This is a genomic window from Paraburkholderia sp. EG287B (assembly GCF_040965595.1).
Taxonomy (GTDB): domain Bacteria; phylum Pseudomonadota; class Gammaproteobacteria; order Burkholderiales; family Burkholderiaceae; genus Paraburkholderia.
On the sequence record NZ_JBFRCG010000005.1, the window covers coordinates 302,490 to 321,568 of the forward strand.

General features: G+C 64.3%; 19 protein-coding genes. 12 read left to right on the plus strand and 7 right to left on the minus strand.

The window, feature by feature from the left end; translation table 11 throughout:
• Nucleotides 1-169: 169 nt before the first annotated feature.
• The 5 genes from purN to nadC all read left to right on the plus strand — a co-directional run bounded on the left by purN (nt 170) and on the right by nadC (nt 6,106).
• Nucleotides 170-829 (plus strand): phosphoribosylglycinamide formyltransferase, encoded by a 660-nt coding sequence (gene purN / locus AB4Y40_RS10950; RefSeq protein ID WP_368687674.1) that lies wholly within the window; start codon nt 170-172, stop codon nt 827-829.
• Nucleotides 826-2,217: an RsmB/NOP family class I SAM-dependent RNA methyltransferase gene (locus AB4Y40_RS10955; protein WP_368687675.1), complete on the plus strand. Its 1,392-nt coding sequence runs from the start codon at nt 826-828 to the stop codon at nt 2,215-2,217. The genes purN and AB4Y40_RS10955 overlap by 4 nt, the downstream gene beginning before the upstream one ends.
• Before the next feature lie 484 nt (nt 2,218-2,701).
• Nucleotides 2,702-3,898 (plus strand): fatty acid desaturase, encoded by a 1,197-nt coding sequence (locus AB4Y40_RS10960; RefSeq protein ID WP_368687676.1) that lies wholly within the window; start codon nt 2,702-2,704, stop codon nt 3,896-3,898.
• Between the two features lie 177 nt (nt 3,899-4,075).
• Nucleotides 4,076-5,206, plus strand: coding sequence for a quinolinate synthase NadA (gene nadA / locus AB4Y40_RS10965; RefSeq protein ID WP_368687758.1), 1,131 nt, complete (start codon nt 4,076-4,078; stop codon nt 5,204-5,206).
• Nucleotides 5,207-6,106: a carboxylating nicotinate-nucleotide diphosphorylase gene (gene nadC / locus AB4Y40_RS10970; protein ID WP_368687677.1), complete on the plus strand. Its 900-nt coding sequence runs from the start codon at nt 5,207-5,209 to the stop codon at nt 6,104-6,106. It begins immediately after the preceding gene.
• An 89-nt stretch (nt 6,107-6,195) separates the two neighbouring features.
• On the opposite strand, the gene nadB is transcribed toward nadC, so the two are convergent.
• The 4 genes from nadB to radC form a co-directional block, all read right to left on the minus strand.
• Entirely contained in the window at nt 6,196-7,806 is a 1,611-nt protein-coding gene (gene nadB / locus AB4Y40_RS10975; RefSeq protein WP_368687678.1) for an L-aspartate oxidase, read from the minus strand.
• Nucleotides 7,807-8,076: 270 nt separating this feature from the next.
• Nucleotides 8,077-8,244 carry a 50S ribosomal protein L33 gene (gene rpmG / locus AB4Y40_RS10980; RefSeq protein ID WP_027794136.1) on the minus strand — a complete coding sequence of 56 codons (168 nt, stop codon included), beginning with the start codon at nt 8,242-8,244 and terminating at the stop codon, nt 8,077-8,079.
• 10 nt (nt 8,245-8,254) lie between these two features.
• Nucleotides 8,255-8,488 carry a 50S ribosomal protein L28 gene (gene rpmB, locus AB4Y40_RS10985; protein WP_027794135.1) on the minus strand — a complete coding sequence of 78 codons (234 nt, stop codon included), beginning with the start codon at nt 8,486-8,488 and terminating at the stop codon, nt 8,255-8,257.
• Nucleotides 8,489-8,723: 235 nt separating this feature from the next.
• Nucleotides 8,724-9,548, minus strand: coding sequence for a DNA repair protein RadC (radC, locus tag AB4Y40_RS10990; protein WP_368687679.1), 825 nt, complete (start codon nt 9,546-9,548; stop codon nt 8,724-8,726).
• A 189-nt stretch (nt 9,549-9,737) separates the two neighbouring features.
• On the opposite strand from radC, the gene AB4Y40_RS10995 reads away from it, so the two are divergent.
• From AB4Y40_RS10995 to AB4Y40_RS11025, 7 genes are all read left to right on the plus strand, one after another.
• Nucleotides 9,738-10,193 carry a peptidylprolyl isomerase gene (locus AB4Y40_RS10995; protein WP_028205261.1) on the plus strand — a complete coding sequence of 152 codons (456 nt, stop codon included), beginning with the start codon at nt 9,738-9,740 and terminating at the stop codon, nt 10,191-10,193.
• Between the two features lie 5 nt (nt 10,194-10,198).
• A complete protein-coding gene (ispH, locus tag AB4Y40_RS11000; RefSeq protein WP_368687680.1) occupies nt 10,199-11,170 on the plus strand; it encodes a 4-hydroxy-3-methylbut-2-enyl diphosphate reductase in 972 nt (323 codons plus the stop codon).
• A gap of 552 nt (nt 11,171-11,722) precedes the next feature.
• Nucleotides 11,723-12,025: a hypothetical protein gene (locus AB4Y40_RS11005; RefSeq protein WP_368687681.1), complete on the plus strand. Its 303-nt coding sequence runs from the start codon at nt 11,723-11,725 to the stop codon at nt 12,023-12,025.
• Between the two features lie 213 nt (nt 12,026-12,238).
• Nucleotides 12,239-13,189, plus strand: coding sequence for a branched-chain amino acid ABC transporter permease (locus AB4Y40_RS11010; RefSeq protein ID WP_133185789.1), 951 nt, complete (start codon nt 12,239-12,241; stop codon nt 13,187-13,189).
• 16 nt (nt 13,190-13,205) lie between these two features.
• Nucleotides 13,206-14,375, plus strand: a complete 1,170-nt coding sequence (locus AB4Y40_RS11015) for an ABC transporter ATP-binding protein (RefSeq protein WP_368687682.1) — start codon at nt 13,206-13,208, stop codon at nt 14,373-14,375.
• Between the two features lie 15 nt (nt 14,376-14,390).
• A complete protein-coding gene (locus AB4Y40_RS11020) occupies nt 14,391-15,167 on the plus strand; it encodes an ABC transporter ATP-binding protein (RefSeq protein WP_069262747.1) in 777 nt (258 codons plus the stop codon).
• Nucleotides 15,167-15,883: an ABC transporter ATP-binding protein gene (locus tag AB4Y40_RS11025; RefSeq protein WP_112173207.1), complete on the plus strand. Its 717-nt coding sequence runs from the start codon at nt 15,167-15,169 to the stop codon at nt 15,881-15,883. Before AB4Y40_RS11020 ends, AB4Y40_RS11025 begins: the two co-directional genes overlap by 1 nt.
• A 96-nt stretch (nt 15,884-15,979) precedes the next feature.
• On the opposite strand, the gene AB4Y40_RS11030 is transcribed toward AB4Y40_RS11025, so the two are convergent.
• From AB4Y40_RS11030 to AB4Y40_RS11040, 3 genes are all read right to left on the minus strand, one after another.
• Nucleotides 15,980-16,450: a GNAT family acetyltransferase gene (locus AB4Y40_RS11030; RefSeq protein WP_368687683.1), complete on the minus strand. Its 471-nt coding sequence runs from the start codon at nt 16,448-16,450 to the stop codon at nt 15,980-15,982.
• A gap of 18 nt (nt 16,451-16,468) precedes the next feature.
• Entirely contained in the window at nt 16,469-17,653 is a 1,185-nt protein-coding gene (locus tag AB4Y40_RS11035; RefSeq protein ID WP_254316012.1) for an acetylornithine transaminase, read from the minus strand.
• 332 nt (nt 17,654-17,985) lie between these two features.
• Nucleotides 17,986-19,017, minus strand: coding sequence for a CDP-6-deoxy-delta-3,4-glucoseen reductase (locus tag AB4Y40_RS11040; protein WP_368687684.1), 1,032 nt, complete (start codon nt 19,015-19,017; stop codon nt 17,986-17,988).
• Nucleotides 19,018-19,079 lie beyond the last annotated feature (62 nt).

Here is a 19,079-nt window from a genome sequence, read left to right on the forward strand (position 1 = left end):
CTCGAAAAGCGCGCTGGCGCAGCACGCGTGCCAATGATCGACTGTTGGCCGACTGACCCGGCCACTCGCGGCCCCAAGGACCGCGACGAAACAGAAGATTATAAACGCACGAGGCGACGATCGCCGCCGCACGAGCGTTGAGCCGGCCCCCCGATGATAAAATCCGCGGATGAAAAATCTCGTCATCCTGATTTCGGGGCGGGGCAGCAACATGGAAGCCATCGTGCGCGCCTGCGCGCGGGAAGCTTGGGGCGCGCGCATCGCCGCCGTGATTGCCAACCGTCCTGACGCCGCGGGCCTCGCGTTCGCGGCTTCGAACGGCATTGCCACGGCGGTCGTCGACCACCGCCAGTTTCCCGATCGCGCCAGCTTCGACGCGGCGCTCGCTCAAGTCATCGACGGCTACGCGCCGGACCTCGTCGTGCTGGCGGGCTTCATGCGCGTGCTGACCGAATCGTTCGTCGGCCACTATGCGGGTCGGATGCTCAATATCCATCCTTCGCTGCTGCCGATGTTTCCGGGCCTCAAGACGCACCAGCAGGCGCTCGACGCCGGCTGCCGCGTGCACGGCGCGACGGTGCATTTCGTCACGCCCACGCTCGATCATGGTCCGATCGTCGCGCAGTCGGTGGTTCCGGTGCGCACGGGCGACGACGCCGCGGCACTCGCCGCGCGCGTGCTCAAGACCGAACATCTGATGTATCCGCGCGCGGTGCGCTGGTTCGTCGAAGGGCGCCTCGCGCTCGACGGCGAACGCGTGACGCTCACGCCGGCCGAGCCACAGTGGCTCTTCTTTGACGACTCGCAAGCCGCCGGGGAGGGCGCATGAGACTGCATGGTTTTCTGATTGGACAGACTGAAACGTTGCTTGCCGACGTCCTGAAATTCACGGGTCCGGCCGACGCCGTGACGAGCCGCTTCTTCCGCGAGCATCCGAAGCTCGGCCACGCCGAGCGCGGGGTGATCGCCGAAGCCGTGTTCGCGGTGCTGCGCCGGCGCATGGAGTTCGCGCACCTGGCCGAAAGCGGCGCGGGCAGCCCGACGCGCCGCCTCACGCTGCTCGGCCTGATGGCGACGGCGGGCCGCTCGGCGATCCGTCCGTTCGTCTCGGACGCCGAGGCGACCTGGCTCGAGCACGTCGCGAAGATCGACCCGGCAAGCCTGCCGCTGCGCGTGCAGCTGAATCTGCCGGAGTGGATCATGAAGGCGCTGGAAACGCGCTTTGAGCCCACCGAACTCGCGCAACTGGCCGCCGCGCTCAATTACCCGGCGCCGCTCGATCTGCGCGCCAATCCCATCAAGGCGAGTCGCGAGGAGCTGATCCGCGCGCTGTCCGAGTCGGGCATCGAAGGCGGCGAAACGCCATTCGCGCCGTTCGGCGTGCGCGTGACGGGCAAGCCCGCGCTCGCGAAACTCGACTCGTTCAAGAACGGCTGGTTCGAGGTGCAGGACGAGGGCAGCCAGCTGCTGTGCACGCTGCTGGCGCCGCGCCGCGGCGAGATGGTCGTGGACTTCTGCGCGGGCGCGGGCGGCAAGACGCTGGCGCTCGGCGCGATGATGCGCTCGACGGGCCGGCTCTACGCCTTCGACGTGTCCGACCGGCGCCTCGCCAAGCTCAAGCCGCGCCTCGCGCGCAGCGGCCTTTCGAACGTCAATCCCGTGCTGATCGACAGCGAGCACGACGCCAAGATCAAGCGGCTGATCGGCAAGATCGACCGCGTGCTCGTGGATGCGCCGTGCTCGGGCCTCGGCACGCTGCGCCGCAACCCCGACCTCAAGTGGCGCCAGTCGCCGGAGTCGATCGCCGAACTCGCGCCCAAGCAGCTTTCGATTCTCACGAGCGCGGCGCGCCTGCTCAAGCGCGGCGGCCGTCTCGTCTACGCGACCTGCAGCATTCTCGAAGCCGAGAACGAAGCGGTCGTGAAGCAGTTCCTCGAGGCGCACCCCGAGTTCGTGCTGGTGAGCGCGCGCGACGTGCTGGCCGAGCAGCGCGTGGGCCTCGACACGGGTGACTACCTGTCGCTGTGGCCGCACCGCCACGCCACCGACGGCTTCTTTGCCGCCGTGCTGGAGCGTCGCGGCGAAGCGAAGCCGAAGAGCAAGGCCGCCGGCGCGCAGACCACGCCCGAAGAAGCCGCAGCGGAGCAAGAGGCGTCCGACGCAATCGCGAAGGCGCAGGAAGGCGAAGCGGCCGAGCCGGACGCCGCACTGGAGTAAGCCGCGCGGCAGGTGCGATGTTTGCGGGACCGTCCGGTGGGGAGAAGCCGGGCGGTCCGCGATAGCCGTGTTGGCCGATTGCTCGTTGCGTATTGGCGACATCTTCGACGCGGACCCTGTTCAGGGCGGTGACATACGCATCATCGCGCCCTGATTCCGAGCGAGCGCCGTATCGCATCGAATAATCAGGCGATGCGGGGCAACTCGAACCAGGATTCCTGTAGAGCGTGCGGAAGATGGGATCGCGGTGAAAGACTAGATGGGGCCAGATATCATGGAAAGTGCCAATTGAGCTGCGGCAAAGCGCCTCGAAACGCCCTTCAGATGTTGACGCCGTAACCATTAAAGAAAAAAATCTCCCTTTGTTACAAACACTTGGAACGGTTCTAGTAGAATGCCGTCCAATCGCATCTAGTCGCTTTCACTTTCTTGACACCGGCGCCTGGCTGAAAGGCCGACGCGCTTCGCTTCACAGGTAAATGCCTTGTTGAACTCCCTGCTTGATTTCCTCGCCCACGGGGTGCTCCATTTCTCGTGGTGGCAGATCGTGCTGTTCGCAGTGGTGGTCACCCACATCACGATCATCGGCGTGACGGTGTACCTGCACCGCTGCCAGGCGCACCGCGCGCTGGATCTGCATCCCATCGCGAGCCACTTCTTCCGCTTCTGGCTGTGGATGACCACGGGCATGCTCACGGGCCAGTGGGCCGCGATCCACCGCAAGCACCACGCCAAGTGCGAAACGGAAGAAGATCCGCACAGCCCGCAAACGCGTGGCATCTGGAAGGTGCTGCTCGAAGGCGCCGAACTCTATCGCGCCGAAGCAAAGAACGAAGAAACGCTGCGCCGTTTCAGCCACGGCACGCCCAACGACTGGATGGAGCGCAACGTCTACACGCGCTACCCCATTCTCGGCGTGAGCATCATGATGGTGATCGACGTCGCGCTGTTCGGCGCCGTCGGCCTCACCGTGTGGGCCGTGCAGATGGCGTGGATTCCGTTCTGGGCCGCAGGCGTCGTGAACGGCCTCGGCCACTTCTGGGGCTACCGCAACTTCAATTCGTCCGACGCGAGCACGAACCTTCTGCCGTTCGGCATCATCATTGGCGGCGAAGAGTTGCACAACAACCACCACACGTTCGCGACTTCGGCGAAGCTCTCGAACAAGTGGTACGAGTTCGACATCGGCTGGATGTATATCCGCATGATGCAGGCGGTTGGCCTTGCCAAGGTGAAGAAGGTCGCGCCGACCCCGCGTCTCGCCAAGGGCAAGCTCGTGGCCGACCACGAGACGCTGCAGGCCGTGCTCTCGAACCGCTATGAAGTCATGGCGAGCTACGCGAAGGCCGTGAAGCAGGCGTACCGCCAGGAACTGGCGCACCTGAAGGAAGTGGGCGAGCGCGAGAAGTACAAGGTCATGCGCGGCGCGCGCAAGTGGTTCGACAAGGAAGAAGCCAGCCTGAACGAACCCCAAAAGCGCCAGCTGCCGCAAATCTTCGCGAACAGCCAGAAGCTGTGCACGTTCATCGAACTGCGCAACGAACTCGCCGCGATCTGGGAACGTTCGAGCGCCTCGCGCGAACAGCTGCTCACGCAGCTCCAGGATTGGTGCCATCGCGCCGAACAAAGCGGTATCAAGGCGCTGCAGGAATTCGCTTCGCGCCTGCGCCGCTACGCCTGATCACCGGCTTGATCGTCCCGAGCGGATTTTGGCCCCTCAGTGGGGCGCAGGAAAATCCTTTAGAATGACGAGACGTCACAAAACCCCGCGCTGGCGGGGTTTTTCTTTTTGGGCCGCAAAAAAGCCGGAGTCCCCACAATGGCTTCATGGCGCGGCGATCGGTAGGGGCAGGAGATGATGAGTCAGGCGATCAGGAAGGTCGAATACGACCGGCCGCAGGGTGCCGTCTGCAGCGTTGGACAGGCTTGGGCACGCGTGCCCGATGCGCCGTCCACGGCAGAGCGCGTGGCATTGAAGGAGCGGATTCGCGCGTTGCTCAAGCGCGAGAAGGCGGTGCTTGTCGCGCACTATTATGTGGATGCCGAATTGCAGGAGCTCGCCGACGAAACCGGCGGCTGCGTGGCCGATTCGCTCGAGATGGCGCGCTTCGGCCGCGACCACGAGGCACAGACGCTCGTCGTGGCGGGCGTGCGCTTCATGGGCGAGACCGCGAAGATTCTGAGTCCGAACAAGCGAATTCTCATGCCCGACCTCGACGCGACCTGCTCGCTCGATCTCGGCTGCCCCATCGACGAATTCTCGGCGTTCTGCGACGAGCATCCGGACCGCACCGTGGTCGTCTATGCGAACACGAGCGCGGCCGTGAAGGCGCGCGCGGACTGGATGGTCACGTCGTCCATCGGTCTCGAGATCGTCGCCGACTTGCACGCGAAGGGCGAAAAGATTCTGTGGGCGCCGGACCGGCACCTGGGCAGCTACATCCAGAAGAAGACCGGCGCCGACATGCTGCTGTGGCAAGGCTCGTGCCTCGTGCATGACGAGTTCAAGGGCGTCGAGCTCGATCTGCTGCGCGCCGAATATCCGGACGCCAGGATTCTCGTCCACCCCGAATCGCCTGAAAGCGTCGTCGCGCTCGCGGACGTGGTCGGCTCGACCACGCAGCTGATCGACGCCGCCGTGAAGCTCGACGCGCAACGCTTCATCGTCGCAACCGATCTCGGCATTCTGCACAAGATGCGCCTCGCGGCGCCGGGCAAGACCTTCATCGAAGCGCCGACGGCCGGCAACAGCGCCACCTGCAAGAGCTGCGCGCATTGCCCGTGGATGGCCATGAACGGTCTGGCGAATCTCGCCGATGTGCTGGAGCGCGGTCACAACGAGATTCACGTCGACAGCGCGATCGGCGAGCGCGCGCGTCTGCCGATCGATCGCATGCTGGCGTTCGCGGCGGAGCACAAGCGCCGCGTGCAGGCGAGCGGCGACCTCGCGCGCGACACCGCGCTGTTCTCGCAAGTGGGAGCGGCGTAAATGGGCGCACTCGAATTGCTCGCAGTCGATGCCGTTGCGCCCGTGCTGGCTGAAGTGCGCGCGCAGTACGGCGCGGCGTTCGACGCCGCGATCGCACGCAACGTGGCGGACGCGCTCGCGGAAGACGTGGGCCCCGGCGACCAGACCGGCCGTCTCGTGCCCGCCGATGAAATGCGCGACGCGCGCATCATCGTGCGCGAAGACGCGGTGCTGTGCGGCGTGCTCTGGTTCGACGGCGTGGTGAAGCAGGTCGATCCGCGCATCGAAGTGCGCTGGCACTATCGCGAAGGCGAGCGCATGGCCGCCGACACGACCGTCTGCTCGCTGCGCGGTCCGGCGCGCTCGCTGCTCACGGCCGAGCGCAACGCGATGAACTTCCTGCAGCTGCTTTCGGGCGTGGCGAGCGTGACGCGCCGCTACGTCGACATGATCGCGCACACAAGCACGCGCATTCTGGACACGCGCAAGACGATGCCCGGCCTGCGCCTCGCGCAGAAGTACGCGGTGCGCGTGGGCGGCGGCGAAAACCAGCGTCTCGCGCTTTACGACGGCATCCTGATCAAGGAAAACCACATTGCTGCGGCAGGCGGCGTGGGCGCGGCGATGGACGCAGCACTCGCGCTCGATGCGGGCGTGCCGATCCAGATCGAAGTCGAGACGCTCGAGCAGCTCGACGCGGCGCTCGCGCACGGCGCGGAGTCGGTGCTGCTCGACAACTTCTCGTTCGACATGATGCGCGACGCGGTGAAGCTCACGGCGGGGCGTGCGGTGCTCGAAGTCTCGGGCGGCGTGAGTTTCGACACGGTGCGCACGATCGCGGAAACGGGCGTGGACCGCGTATCGATTGGCGCGTTGACGAAGGACGTGCGCGCGACGGACTTTTCGATGCGCATTGTCTGAAGCTGGCAACGCCCAGTTGAACCAGAACGAAAAAGGCCGCCTCGCGATGAGGCGGCCTTTGTTTTTGCGGCGCTTTTAATTCGTCCGGCTCATGAAACCGTGCGATTGCGTACGCGCTCCGGCGCGAGCACGGTCGGCAGCGCCTTGGGCAGCGAGTTCGGCCAGTCGCGGCTGTAGTGCAGGCCACGGCTCTCGCGGCGCGAGCGTGCGCTTTCCACGATCAGCGAAGCGACTTCGACGAGGTTGCGCAATTCCAGCACGTCGCGCGTGACGCGGAAATTTGCGTAGTACTCGAGAATTTCATCGCGCAGCAGGGCGATGCGATGTTGGGCGCGCTCGAGCCGCTTGTCGGTGCGCACGATGCCGACGTAATTCCACATCAGCCGACGCAGCTCGTCCCAGTTGTGGGCCACGACGACTTCCTCGTCGGAATCGGAGACGCGGCTTTCGTCCCAGTCGGGCAGCGGCGCATGCGCGCCCGCACTGAACCCTTCCGCCTCGATCGCCTCGATCGCCTCGGCCGCCGAGCGGCCGATCACGAGGCACTCGAGCAGCGAGTTGCTCGCAAGGCGGTTCGCGCCGTGCAGGCCCGTGTACGACGTCTCGCCCACGGCGTAGAGGCCCGCGAGATCGGTGCGCCCGGCCAGGTCGGTGACGACGCCGCCACAGGTGTAATGCGCGGCGGGCACCACGGGAATCGGCTCCTTCGTGATGTCGATGCCGAATTCGCGGCAGCGCGCGAGGATGGTCGGGAAATGCTCTTCGAGAAACGCCGGCGGCTGATGGCTGATGTCGAGATGCACGCAGTCGATGCCGTGCTTCTTGATCTCGAAGTCGATCGCGCGGGCGACGATGTCGCGTGGCGCCAGTTCGGCGCGCGCGTCGTGCGCGGGCATGAAGCGGGTGCCGTCGGGCAGGCGCAGCACGCCGCCTTCCCCGCGCACGGCTTCCGAAATCAGGAACGACTTGGCGTGCGGGTGGAACAGGCAGGTGGGGTGGAACTGGATGAACTCCATGTTCGCCACCCGGCAGCCTGCGCGCCACGCCATGGCGATGCCGTCGCCGGTGGCCGTGTCGGGATTCGTCGTGTACAGGTAGACCTTACCCGCGCCGCCCGTGGCGAGCACCGTGTGCGGCGCCTGGATCGTCACCGTGCGGTCGTTTTTCAGATCGAGCGCATAGAGGCCGTGGCAGCGACGGCCCGGCAGACCCAGCCGGTCGGACGTGATGACGTCGATCGCCTGATGGTCTTCGAGGATCGTGATGTTCGGGTGCGAGCGCGCACGTTCGAGCAGCGTTTGCACGACCGCGTGGCCGGTGGCGTCGGCGGCGTGGATGATGCGGCGATGGCTGTGGCCGCCTTCGCGCGTGAGATGAAAGCCGAGCTCGGCGGCGGCGTCCTTCGTGAACGGCACGTCCTGGGCAATCAGCCATTCGATGGCCGCGCGGCCATGCTCGACGATGTAGCGCGTGGCTGCCTCGTCGCACAGGCCGCCGCCGGCGACGAGCGTATCGTCCACGTGGTTCTCCACGCTGTCGGTCGAATCGAGCACGGCGGCAATGCCGCCCTGCGCGCGGTCACTTGCACCTTCGGTCATCGCGCGCTTGGCGATGATCACGACGCGACGCGAACCGGCGAGATTCAGCGCGACGCTCAGTCCTGCGAGGCCGCTGCCGACGATCGCTACATCGAAATTCATGATCCTGCTTCTCCGTCTCTCTTGTTCTACGCTTTCTGGCCACCGCGTTTGCCGCGGTCCTGCGCCGTCATGGCATATGACACGCGTGTGGCAGCCGGTATAAAGCGGGAAGCATACTCCGAGAGAGGAGCGAACGGATAGCGCCAGTTTGGGCGCCGCCGTTAAAACACCGTTGCAGCGCGCGAACCGAGGCGGGGCGGGCGCGCAAAAAGAAAAACCCCGCTAAAAAGCGGGGTTTTTCCGTCTTCGTCAGGCTAGAAACCCGATCAATTACTTGATCTTGGTTTCCTTGTACTCGACGTGCTTGCGAACAACCGGGTCGAACTTCTTGATCGACATTTTTTCCGGCATGTTGCGCTTGTTCTTCGTGGTCGTGTAGAAGTGACCCGTACCTGCGGTCGATTCCAGCTTGATCTTGTCGCGGACGCCCTTGGCCATGATTTACTCCTTACAGTTCGCCGCGTGCGCGCAGGTCTGCGAGCACGGAATCGATGCCGTTCTTGTCGATCAGGCGCAGGCCTGCGTTCGAGATGCGCAGACGCACCCAACGGTTCTCGCTTTCAACCCAGAAACGGCGGTTTTGCAGATTCGGGAGGAAACGGCGCTTGGTTTTGTTGTTAGCGTGGGAAACGTTGTTGCCGCTCATCGGCGCTTTCCCAGTGACTTGGCATACACGTGCCATGAGACACTCCTACGGAAATTCTGAGTTCGAGAGCCGCTTAAGTTTCCCAGGCGAGAAATGGCCGGACCAAGAGCGCGCTCACGTATGGATGAGAGACAACCTCGAACCCAGGCCATATTTCCCCTGGAACGCCTCGATGGGCTTCGGAACAGGGTTGGAAATAGGCAAACCGTAATTCTAGCAGAAAAAGTCCTGGAAAATCAAACCCAATTTGCACATGGTGTTGTGTGCCGCCTCAGCTCCAGCCTTGGCGCGCGAAGGAAAACGTCTCCCGGGTGCCGATGACCAGGTGGTCGATGAGTTGAACCTCCACGAGCGCCAGCGTTTCGCGCAACACCCGCGTGAGGCGCCGGTCGCTCGCGCTCGGCTGCACCGCGCCCGAAGGGTGATTATGGGCGACGATCAGGCTCGCGGCATTGAGCGTCAGCGCGCGCCGCACGATTTCGCGCGGATACACCGCCATGCGCGTGAGCGAGCCGCGCGAGCTTTCCTCTGTGCGGATCAGCCGATGGCGCGCGTCCAGAAAGAGGCAAACGAACACCTCGTGCGGCCGCCCGCCGATCAGGAGGCGCAAATAGTCCTCGACCGCACCGGGAGAGTCGACGAGCGGCTTGTCGTCGAGCGCCTGCGCGAGCGCCCGCCGCGCGAGTTCCGTCACCGCTTGCAGCATCGCGGCTTTTGCGGGCCCGATGCCGCGCAGGGCCTCGAATTCTTCGGGCGGCGCGTCGAGCATGGCGCGCAGCGAGCCGAATTGGGCCAGCAGCGTGCGCGCCACCTCGAAGACATCGTGGCCCGGCAAGCCGAAGCCGAGCAGGATCGCGAGCAACTCCACGTCCGAGAGCGCGGCGGCGCCGACCGAGCGCAGCCGCTCGCGGGGCATGTCGCGGCGTGGTGCCGCTGGCGCCGCGTTCTCGTGGGTCGAGACCGCAGGCGCTGCCGGAGCGGGGCGGGCGCCGCTGCGGGGGCCGCGCTCCGCGCAGCCCGGCCCGGGCAGGCGGACGGCGAGGGCGCCGCCGACGGTATCGGGCGCCGTATCCGGCATGCAGGCAGGTTCCCTCATGGCAATCTCCACAGACAAATAAGGCGTGCGCGGCGCGCGCGAGTGTGAGCGTTGGCAGTGCACAATCGTGCCGCGACCGCCTCGGCCAACTGGCTTACAATAGATGCTTTCCGGCCGCCCGAGGCAGGCCGGACCGGCGCCTTGCGGCGCGCACGCGCGAAGCGCGCGTTACGACGAAATGAGTTACGCATGAGCATCATCGACATCTCCGAAGTGAAATCCGGTTCCCACGTGACGCTGAATTACCGGCTTTCACTCGCCGATGGCACCGAAATCGTCAATACCTTTGTCGACCGTCCCGCCACCCTGCTGATGGGCGCCGGCCAGCTTGCGCCGCCGCTGGAAGAGATTCTGCAGGGCCTGAAGGTGGGTCACCACTCGACCTTTCAGCTAGAACCCGGCGTCGCTTTCGGCCAGCGCAACCCCGACCTGATCCAGCGCGTCTCGCTCAAGACCCTGCGCGAGAACGGCATGATCGGCGAGGAGTTCAGCCCGGGCGACCTGATCGAATTCAATGCCCCCAACGGCGGGCGCTACGCGGGTGTGCTCAAGGAAGTGAACGAGACCTCCGCCCTGTTCGACTTCAACCACCCGCTCGCTGGCCAGGCGGTTGCGTTCGAAGTGCAAATCATCGGAATCCTTTAAAGCCCATGACCAACACGGACACGTCCCTCATCGCAGAACTGGCCGACGCGGAAATCCTGCTCGCCCAGCCGCGCGGCTTTTGCGCCGGCGTCGATCGGGCCATCGAGATCGTCGAGCGCGCCATCCAGCTTCATGGCGCACCGATCTACGTGCGTCACGAGATCGTCCACAACGCCTATGTCGTCGAAGACCTGCGCAAGAAGGGGGCGATCTTCATCGAGCAGCTCGATGAAGTCCCGTCCGGCAACACGGTGATCTTCAGCGCGCACGGCGTTTCCAAGTCGGTGCGCGCCGACGCCGAGGCGCGCGGCCTGCGCGTCTACGACGCGACCTGCCCGCTCGTCACGAAGGTGCACGTGGAAGTCGCGAAGATGCGCGACGAAGGGCTCGACATCGTCATGATCGGGCACAAGGGCCATCCGGAAGTGGAAGGCACCATGGGGCAGGTGGCCGAGGGCATGTACCTCGTCGAAGACATTGCCGATGTCGAGGCGCTCAAGCTGCGCGACCCGCAGCGCGTGGCGTTCGTCACGCAGACCACGCTCTCGGTGGACGACGCCGCGGAAATCATCGCGGCGCTCAAGGCGCGCTTTCCGTCCATTCGCGAGCCGAAGAAGCAGGACATCTGCTACGCCACGCAGAATCGCCAGGACGCCGTCAAGTTCATGGCGCCGCAGTGCGACGTCGTGATCGTGGTGGGCAGCCCGAACAGTTCTAATTCGAACCGGTTGCGTGAAGTGGCCGAGAAGCGCGGCATTCCTGCCTATATGGTGGATGCGCCCGAGCAGATCGACCCCCAGTGGCTCGCCGGCAAGCGCCGGATCGGCCTGACGGCTGGCGCCTCGGCTCCCGAAGCGCTCGCTCAGGAGATCATTCGCCGCCTGCACGAACTTGGTGCGCGCAACGTGCGTGCGCTCGAAGGCATCGAGGAGAACATTGCATTCCCGTTGCCGCGCGGACTCGGTCAGCCAGGCTGACGCCTCCCGCACTCCGCGAGAACGCGCCCATGTGGCGCGTTTTTTTATGCCCGTGACAGATGCTGAATGCCAATAATAAGGGTCGCATGATGAGAAGAGGCAGGTTAACCTCACATTTGGCCGGGTGCTCTTATTAGTGTTTTCTCTAGCGTGCAGGGCCGAATTGCGTGGTGTGACCCCGAATATATGGGGCAATTGACACGCTTTCGACACGAATGCACCACGCCGGAGCGGCATTATTATGCCCTCCCTTAAATATCCTTCATTTGAACGAATGCCCGCCCGACAAGGCATTGCGGCCATTATCTGCAACACATGATGCGAAGCTTGTCGATTTTTGGTGCAACTGGTGCACGAAAATGCGGCGCAACCTGCGGTGCAACCCCTCTCGGGTGGTTATCTAAAAATATGGTTGCAATGCAGGAAAACCCTGCCGGCTCAACAATATTGCCCGTCGCATAATTGGCGTTACAATGCGCGCGTTCTGAAGGCTGGACATCCCATGAGAAGGCCATCAGGCAAGCATTTCGGAAGGCGCAGGAGACCTGATTAATGCAATTCAATTCGGCTTTTGCCGCGTCATCGATCAATGCGGTTGCGCCCTGCCACACGTGGCACAGCCGCAATGTCGAGACGGGCACGAGCGCAACATCGATCATTTCTGGCATGCAGATTGCTTTTGCATGCACCGGCGTTGTCACGCCGGTTCGCCGCCTGGGCGCGACGGATCTCGCAGCTGAGATCCCGCAGTGCGCGGGTGGCCGGGGAGAGGGAGTCATGGCGTTTGACGCATTCGCGTTTGCCGGCCGCAAGGCTCGCCGCGAATACGCCAACGTGAATATGACGCGTAGTTGATTGAACCCGACGGCACCGAACCATCCGACGGTGCCGTTTTTGCATCCGCTTTTGGCGAGCCTGCCGCTGCAACACAGCGGCAACGCAAACCAGGGCGGCCAACCGTTACCGGTTTTTACTTCAATACCCGAAAGTGTCGTTGCGGTTCCGTAAAACATCGCCCACCGGCCGATGACGAGCGCGAATCCGGTTGCACGGGCTAAGGAGCATTAAATGGATATTTTCATCCAGCAGATCCTGAATGGGCTGGTGCTTGGCAGCATCTACGCCATCATCGCACTGGGCTACACCATGGTGTACGGGATTCTGGGCATCATCAACTTCGCGCATGGCGACGTGCTCATGGTGGGCGCCATGGTCGCGCTCTCCGCGATCAACGTGCTCCACAATCATTTCCCGGGCCTGGGGAACATCCCCACGCTGTGCATTGCGCTCGCGGTTGCCGCGGTCGTGTGTGCGGTCGTCGGGTACACGATCGAAAAGGTCGCGTACCGGCCGCTGCGCCGCGCGCCGCGCCTCGCACCGCTGATCACCGCGATCGGGGTGTCGATCCTGCTGCAGACGCTCGCCATGATCATCTGGGGCCGCAATCCGCTCGCGTTCCCCCAGCTCATCTCGACCGATCCGATCAACGTCATCAAGCCCACTGAGACCGGCGTTGGCGCCGTGATCTCGATGACGGAAATCGTCATCATCGTCGTCGCGTTCGTCGTGATGGCGGGTCTCCTGCTCCTCGTGCACAAGACCAAGCTCGGCCGCGCCATGCGCGCCATCGCCGAGAACCCGAACAATGCCTCGCTGATGGGCGTGAACCCGAACTTCGTGATCTCGGCCACGTTCATGATCGGCTCGGCGCTCGCCGCGCTGGCCGGCGTGATGATCGCCTCGGAATACGGCAACGCGCACTTCTACATGGGTTTCATCCCCGGCATGAAGGCCTTCACGGCCGCGGTGCTGGGCGGTATCGGCAACCTCGGCGGCGCGATGGTCGGCGGCGTGGTGCTCGGCCTGATCGAGCAGCTCGGCGCAGGCTACATCGGCAACCTGACCGGCGGGGTGTTCGGCAGTAACTATCAGGACGTCTTCGCATTCATCGTGCTGATCGTCGTGCTCGTGTTCCGTCCGTCGGGGCTGCTGGGCGAACGTGTCGCGGACCGCGCATAAGAGGGAGTAACACAACATGACTTCAATTCAACCGATCGAGCCGTCGACGACGCTCATCCCCGAAAAGAACATGACGAAGACCCTCACGGTCGGCATCGTGACGGCCATCGTCGTGGCAGCGCTCCCCTTCGTGGTGGGCGCCGCGGGCGGCAACTACTGGGTGCGCGTGCTCGACTTCGCGATGCTGTACGTGATGCTCGCGCTGGGCCTGAACGTGGTGGTGGGCTTCGCCGGCCTGCTGGACCTGGGCTATATCGCGTTCTACGCGGTGGGCGCCTACGTCGCTGCGCTGCTCACGTCGCCGCACCTGACCATGCAGTTCACGTGGATCGCCAACATGTTCCCGGGCGGCCTGCACACGCCGTACTGGATCGTGATTCCGTGCGCCATGGCGCTCGCCGCGCTGTTCGGCGTGCTGCTCGGCGCGCCGACGCTGCGTCTGCGTGGCGACTACCTCGCCATCGTGACCCTGGGCTTCGGGGAAATCGTTCGTATCTTCATGAACAACCTCGACCGTCCGGTGAACATCACCAACGGGCCGCAGGGCATTACCGGCGTCGCGCCGCTGCAGGTGTTCGGCTTCAATCTCGCGCAGCCGCACGAGATCCTCGGCTTCACGTTCACGTCGGTCTACATGTACTACTACGTGTTCGTGATCTGCGCGCTGCTCGTGATCTGGGTGTGTACGCGTCTGCAGCACTCGCGTATCGGCCGCGCATGGGCCGCGATCCGCGAGGACGAAATCGCCGCCAAGGCCATGGGTATCAACACCCGTAACGTCAAGCTGCTCGCCTTTGCGATGGGCGCGTCGTTCGGCGGTCTGTCGGGTGCGATGTTCGGTGCGTTCCAGGGCTTCGTGTCGCCGGAATCGTTCACGTTCTGGGAATCGGTCGTCGTGCTCGCCTGCGTGGTGCTGGGCGGCATGGGCCACATCCCCGGCGTGATTCTCGGCGCCGTGCTGCTCGCCATTTTCCCCGAGTTCCTGCGCTCGACGATGGGCCCGCTCCAGCACATGCTGTTCGGCCACGAAGTCGTCGATACGGAAGTCATTCGCCAGCTGCTCTACGGCCTCGCCATGGTCGTCATCATGCTGTATCGCTCGGAAGGCCTGTGGCCGGCGGCGAAGCACGAAGACAAGATCGCGAAGATCGCCAAGCGCGCCAGCAAGAAGCCGGTTCGCGCATAACGGGGAGAACAGAATATGAGCAACAAAGCTATCCGCCTGTCCGTGAAGGGCGTGAACAAGCGCTTCGGCGGCCTGCAGGCGCTGTCCGACGTCGGCCTGCAGATCGAGGAAGGCACGATCTACGGCCTGATCGGCCCGAACGGCGCCGGCAAGACGACGTTCTTCAACGTGATTACCGGCCTCTACACGCCTGATTCGGGCGAATTCAAGCTCGACGGTACGGCCTACACGCCGACCGCCGTGTATCAGGTGGCGCAGGCCGGCATTGCACGTACCTTCCAGAACATTCGCCTGTTCGGCGGCATGACCGCGCTCGAGAACGTGATGGTCGGCCGCCACGTGCGCACGAAGCACGGCCTGCTCGGCGCCGTGTTCCAGACCCCCTCGGAGCGTCAGGAAGAGCGCGAGATCAAGGAACGCGCGATCGAGCTGCTCGAATACGTGGGCATCGCGCAATACGCGGACTACACCTCGCGCAACCTCTCGTACGGTCACCAGCGCCGTCTGGAAATCGCGCGCGCGCTCGCGACCGATCCGAAGCTGCTCGCGCTCGACGAGCCGGCAGCCGGCATGAACGCGACCGAGAAGGTCGAACTCACGCGCCTGCTCGACAAGATCCGCGCCGATGGCAAGACCATCCTGCTGATCGAGCACGACGTGAAACTGGTGATGGGCCTGTGCAACCGGATGACAGTGCTCGACTACGGCAAGGTGATCTCCGAAGGGCTGCCGCAAGACGTGCAGAAGGACCCGAAGGTGATCGAGGCATATCTGGGTGCGGGGGTTCACTGATGTCGACATCGGTTCTGAAAATCAAGGGTCTGCAGGTCAACTACGGCGGGATCCAGGCAGTCAAGGGCGTGGACATGGAAGTTCGCCAGGGCGAACTCGTCACGCTGATCGGCGCGAACGGCGCGGGCAAGACCACGACGATGAAGGCCATCACGGGTCTGAAGCCGTACTCGGCTGGCGACATCGAGTACATGGGCCAGTCGATCAAGGGCGTGCCTGCGTATGAACTGCTCAAGCGCGGCCTCGCGATGGTGCCGGAAGGCCGCGGCATCTTCGCGCGCATGTCGATCCTCGAAAACATGCAGATGGGCGCGTACCTGCGCAGCGACAACGACGGCATCCAGAAGGACGTCGAGCGCATGTTCGGCTTCTTCCCGCGCCTGAAGGAACGCGCGACGCAGCTCGCAGGCACGCTCTCGGGCGGCGAGCAGCAGATGCTGGCCATGGCGCGCGCGATCATCAGCAAGCCGAAGCTTTTGCTGCTCGACGAGCCTTCGATGGGTCTCTCGCCGATCATGGTCGAGAAGATCTTCGAAGTGGTGCGTACGATCTCGTCGGAAGGCATCACGGTGCTGCTCGTGGAGCAGAACGCACGCCTTGCGCTGCAGGCGGCCAATCGCGGCTACGTGATGGACTCGGGTCTCGTGACGATGGAAGGCGAGGCCAAGCAGATGCTCGACGATCCGAAGGTGCGTGCCGCGTACCTGGGCGAGTAAGCTGCATCGCGTTGCGGTCCTTGCGGCCGCATAAAAGACAAAAGCCGCATGGGTGCGAACCCATGCGGCTTTTTTCATGGCATCGATCGGTCAGGCTCAGGCGAGCGCTTCGGACTCCTGCACGGCGAGCCGCTTGCCGAGGCTCACCACGGCATCGGCGCGATAGCCGAGCCGCTCGTAGAACGCGAGCACCTCGGCCTTGTCGGTGAGCACCTGAAGGTTGAGCTTGAGGCATCCCAGCGCGGCGAGCGCGTTTTCCGCATGGCGCACGAGCCGCGTGCCGAGGCCGTGGCGCCGCGCTTCGGGCGCGACGGCGACCGAGTAGAGCCAGCCGCGATGCCCGTCGTAACCGGCCATGGCCGTGCCGACGAGCGCGCCGTCGACGTCGCCGCCGTCGCGAACAGCAACGAAGAACAGCTCCGGCTGCGTGCCGAGCTTGTTCGCGATCGACAGACGCGGATTGCGATGCGGCCGGCTCGCGTCGTTGTACTCGGGAAACGCCTGCAGCCAAAGCGCGATCACCGCGTCGGTATCGGCTTCGCTGAACACGCGGATCGTGACGGACATCGCTCGTGCTCCGTCTGGTTACAGCGAGTCGAGGATCGTGCGCAGCATCGCCATCATCTGGTCGATTTCCTGCGTCGTCACGTTCAGCGCCGGCATGAAGCGCAGCAGGTTCGGGCGCGCGGCGTTGAGCAGCAGGCCGTCCGGCTGCATGAGGCGCGCCTTCTCGACGATCTCCGGGCCGATGTCCTTGCCGAGCAGCAGCGCGCGCAGCAAGCCTTCGCCACGCTCGCCCTGGAAGCCGCGTTCGGCCGAAAGCTCGAGCAGCTTTTCGCGCAGGTACTCGCCGCGGGCACGCACGCCTTCGAGGAAGCCGGGCGCAACCAGTTGCGAGATCACCGAATAGCCCACGGCGGTCATCAGCGGGTTGCCGTTGTACGTGCCGCCCTGATCGCCCGCTTCGAACACGGCGATTTCCTTCTTCGCGAGCAGCGCCGCGAGCGGCACGCCGCCGCCGATGCCCTTGCCGAGCGTCATGATGTCCGGCTCGATGCCCGAGAGTTCGTAGGCGAAGAGGGTGCCCGCACGGCCGCAGCCGCTCTGCACTTCGTCGACGATCAGCAGGATGCCGTGCTTCTTCGTGAGCGCGCGCAGTTGCTGCATGAATTCGCGCGTGGCGGGAATCACGCCGCCTTCGCCCTGGATCGGTTCGAGCATCACGGCGACGGTCTTCGCGTTGATGAGCTTCTCGACCGAGGCGATGTCGTTCAGGTCGGCCTTCGGGAAGCCCGGCACTTGCGGTGCGTAGATCGTGTCCCAGCCCGGCTTGCCGCTCGCCGACATGGTCGCGATCGTGCGGCCGTGGAAGCTGTGGTCGAACGTGATGATCTCGTAGGCGCCGTCACGATGCTTCTTGCCCCACTTGCGCGCGAGCTTGATCGCGCCTTCGTTGGCTTCGGCGCCGCTGTTGGCGAAGAACACCTTGTCGAAGCAGCTGTGCTCGGTGAGCAGGCCTGCGAGCTTCGCCATCGGCTCGTTGTAGAAGGCCGGCGACGGGTTGATGAGCAGGCGCGACTGCTTTTCCAGCGCCTCGATCATGCCGTCGTTGCAGTGCCCGAGGCTGTTGACGGCCCAACCCTGGATGAAGTCCAGGTATCGCTTGCCTTCGTTGTCGTAGAGCCACGACCCCTTGCCATGCGTGAAAACGATTTCGGGCCGGTTGGTGATGTACATCAGCGACTCGATCGGGTACTCGGAATAATTCATGGCAACGGGCTCCGCGTTGGGGCTGCACAAGGGTTGAAGACGATACGGCGGAAAAACAAAAAGCCACGGACTGGCCGTGGCTTTCGTGATTCGAACTTGCTGTGCGTTGAGAAGTGCAACGCGCGTCCGCGAGTAGCCAGGCCCTAAAGATGGGGCGAGCGGCGACGTCGAAGGGCGGACAGGATGCAGTTCATGGGCGCAAGAATACGACAAGCCGAATGGCGATGTAAACCATCAATGTGCCGAATTTATCCAGGCGGCCGAAGAATTTTTCGTGACGGCTGCCCGGCGGGGCGATGCATTGCATACGCAACGACCCGCTCGGGCCGGCTTCAGACGGCGTTCGCGAGATCCGCGGCGCTCGTGAACGAGTCCGCGTAGAACTCGTCGTCGGGCAGGCCGTGGTGCTGCGTGAAGTCGCGCTGCGCGGACTCCACCATCACCGGCGCGCCGCACGCATAGACCTGGTGGCCCGACAGATCGGGCAGATCCTCGATCACGGCGCGGTGCACGAAGCCCGTGCGGCCGGTCCAGCTGTCGCCGGCGGCGGGCTCGGAGAGCACCGGCACGAAGCGGAAGTTCGGGATCTCCTTCGCCCATTGCTCGGCGAGATCCATCAGGTACAGGTCCTTCTTCTGGCGCGCGCCCCAGTAGAGCGTCATCGGGCGGTTCAGGTTCTTGTGGACCGCGTGCTCGACGATCGCCTTGAGCGGCGCGAAGCCGGTGCCGGAGGCGAGCAGCACGATCGGCTTATCGGAATCCTCCCGCAGGAAGAAGGTGCCGAGCGGCGCTTCGAAGCGCAGGATGTCGCGCTCCTTCATCTGCGAGAAGACGTGGTCGGTGAACTTGCCGCCCGGCATGTGGCGGATGTGCAGCTCGATGGGGCCTTCCTCGTGCGGCGCGCTCGCCATCGAGTAGCTGCGGCGCGTGCCGTCCTTGAGGATGAATTCGAGGTACTGGCCGGCCAGATACTGCAGGCGCTCGTTGGCGGGCAGCTGCAGCTTGAGGACGACGACGTCGTCGGCGCGGCGCTCGATGGCGGCGATGCGGGTAGGCAGCTTGCGCACCTGCACGTCGCCCACGCCCGCCACTTCGCGGATATCGATTTCGAGGTCGGTTTGCGCCGTCGCACAGCAGAAGAGGGCCATGCCGCGCGTTCTTTCGTCATTGGAAAGCGCCGAAGCCGCGTGGGCGCGCTGCTCCACTTCGCCGTTGCAGACCGTGCCCTTGCACGAGCCGCATGCGCCGTTCTTGCAGCCATAAGGCAGGCCGATGCCCTGACGCAGGGCCGCGTTGAGAATGGGTTCGTCGGGCTCGACCTGGAATTGCCGGCCGCTTTGCTTGAGCGTTACGTTGAAAGCCATATTCAGGGAAGCGTAAGTCTGTATCCGAGGGTTGATTCCGGGCGCGGGTCGCTTTGGTCAGG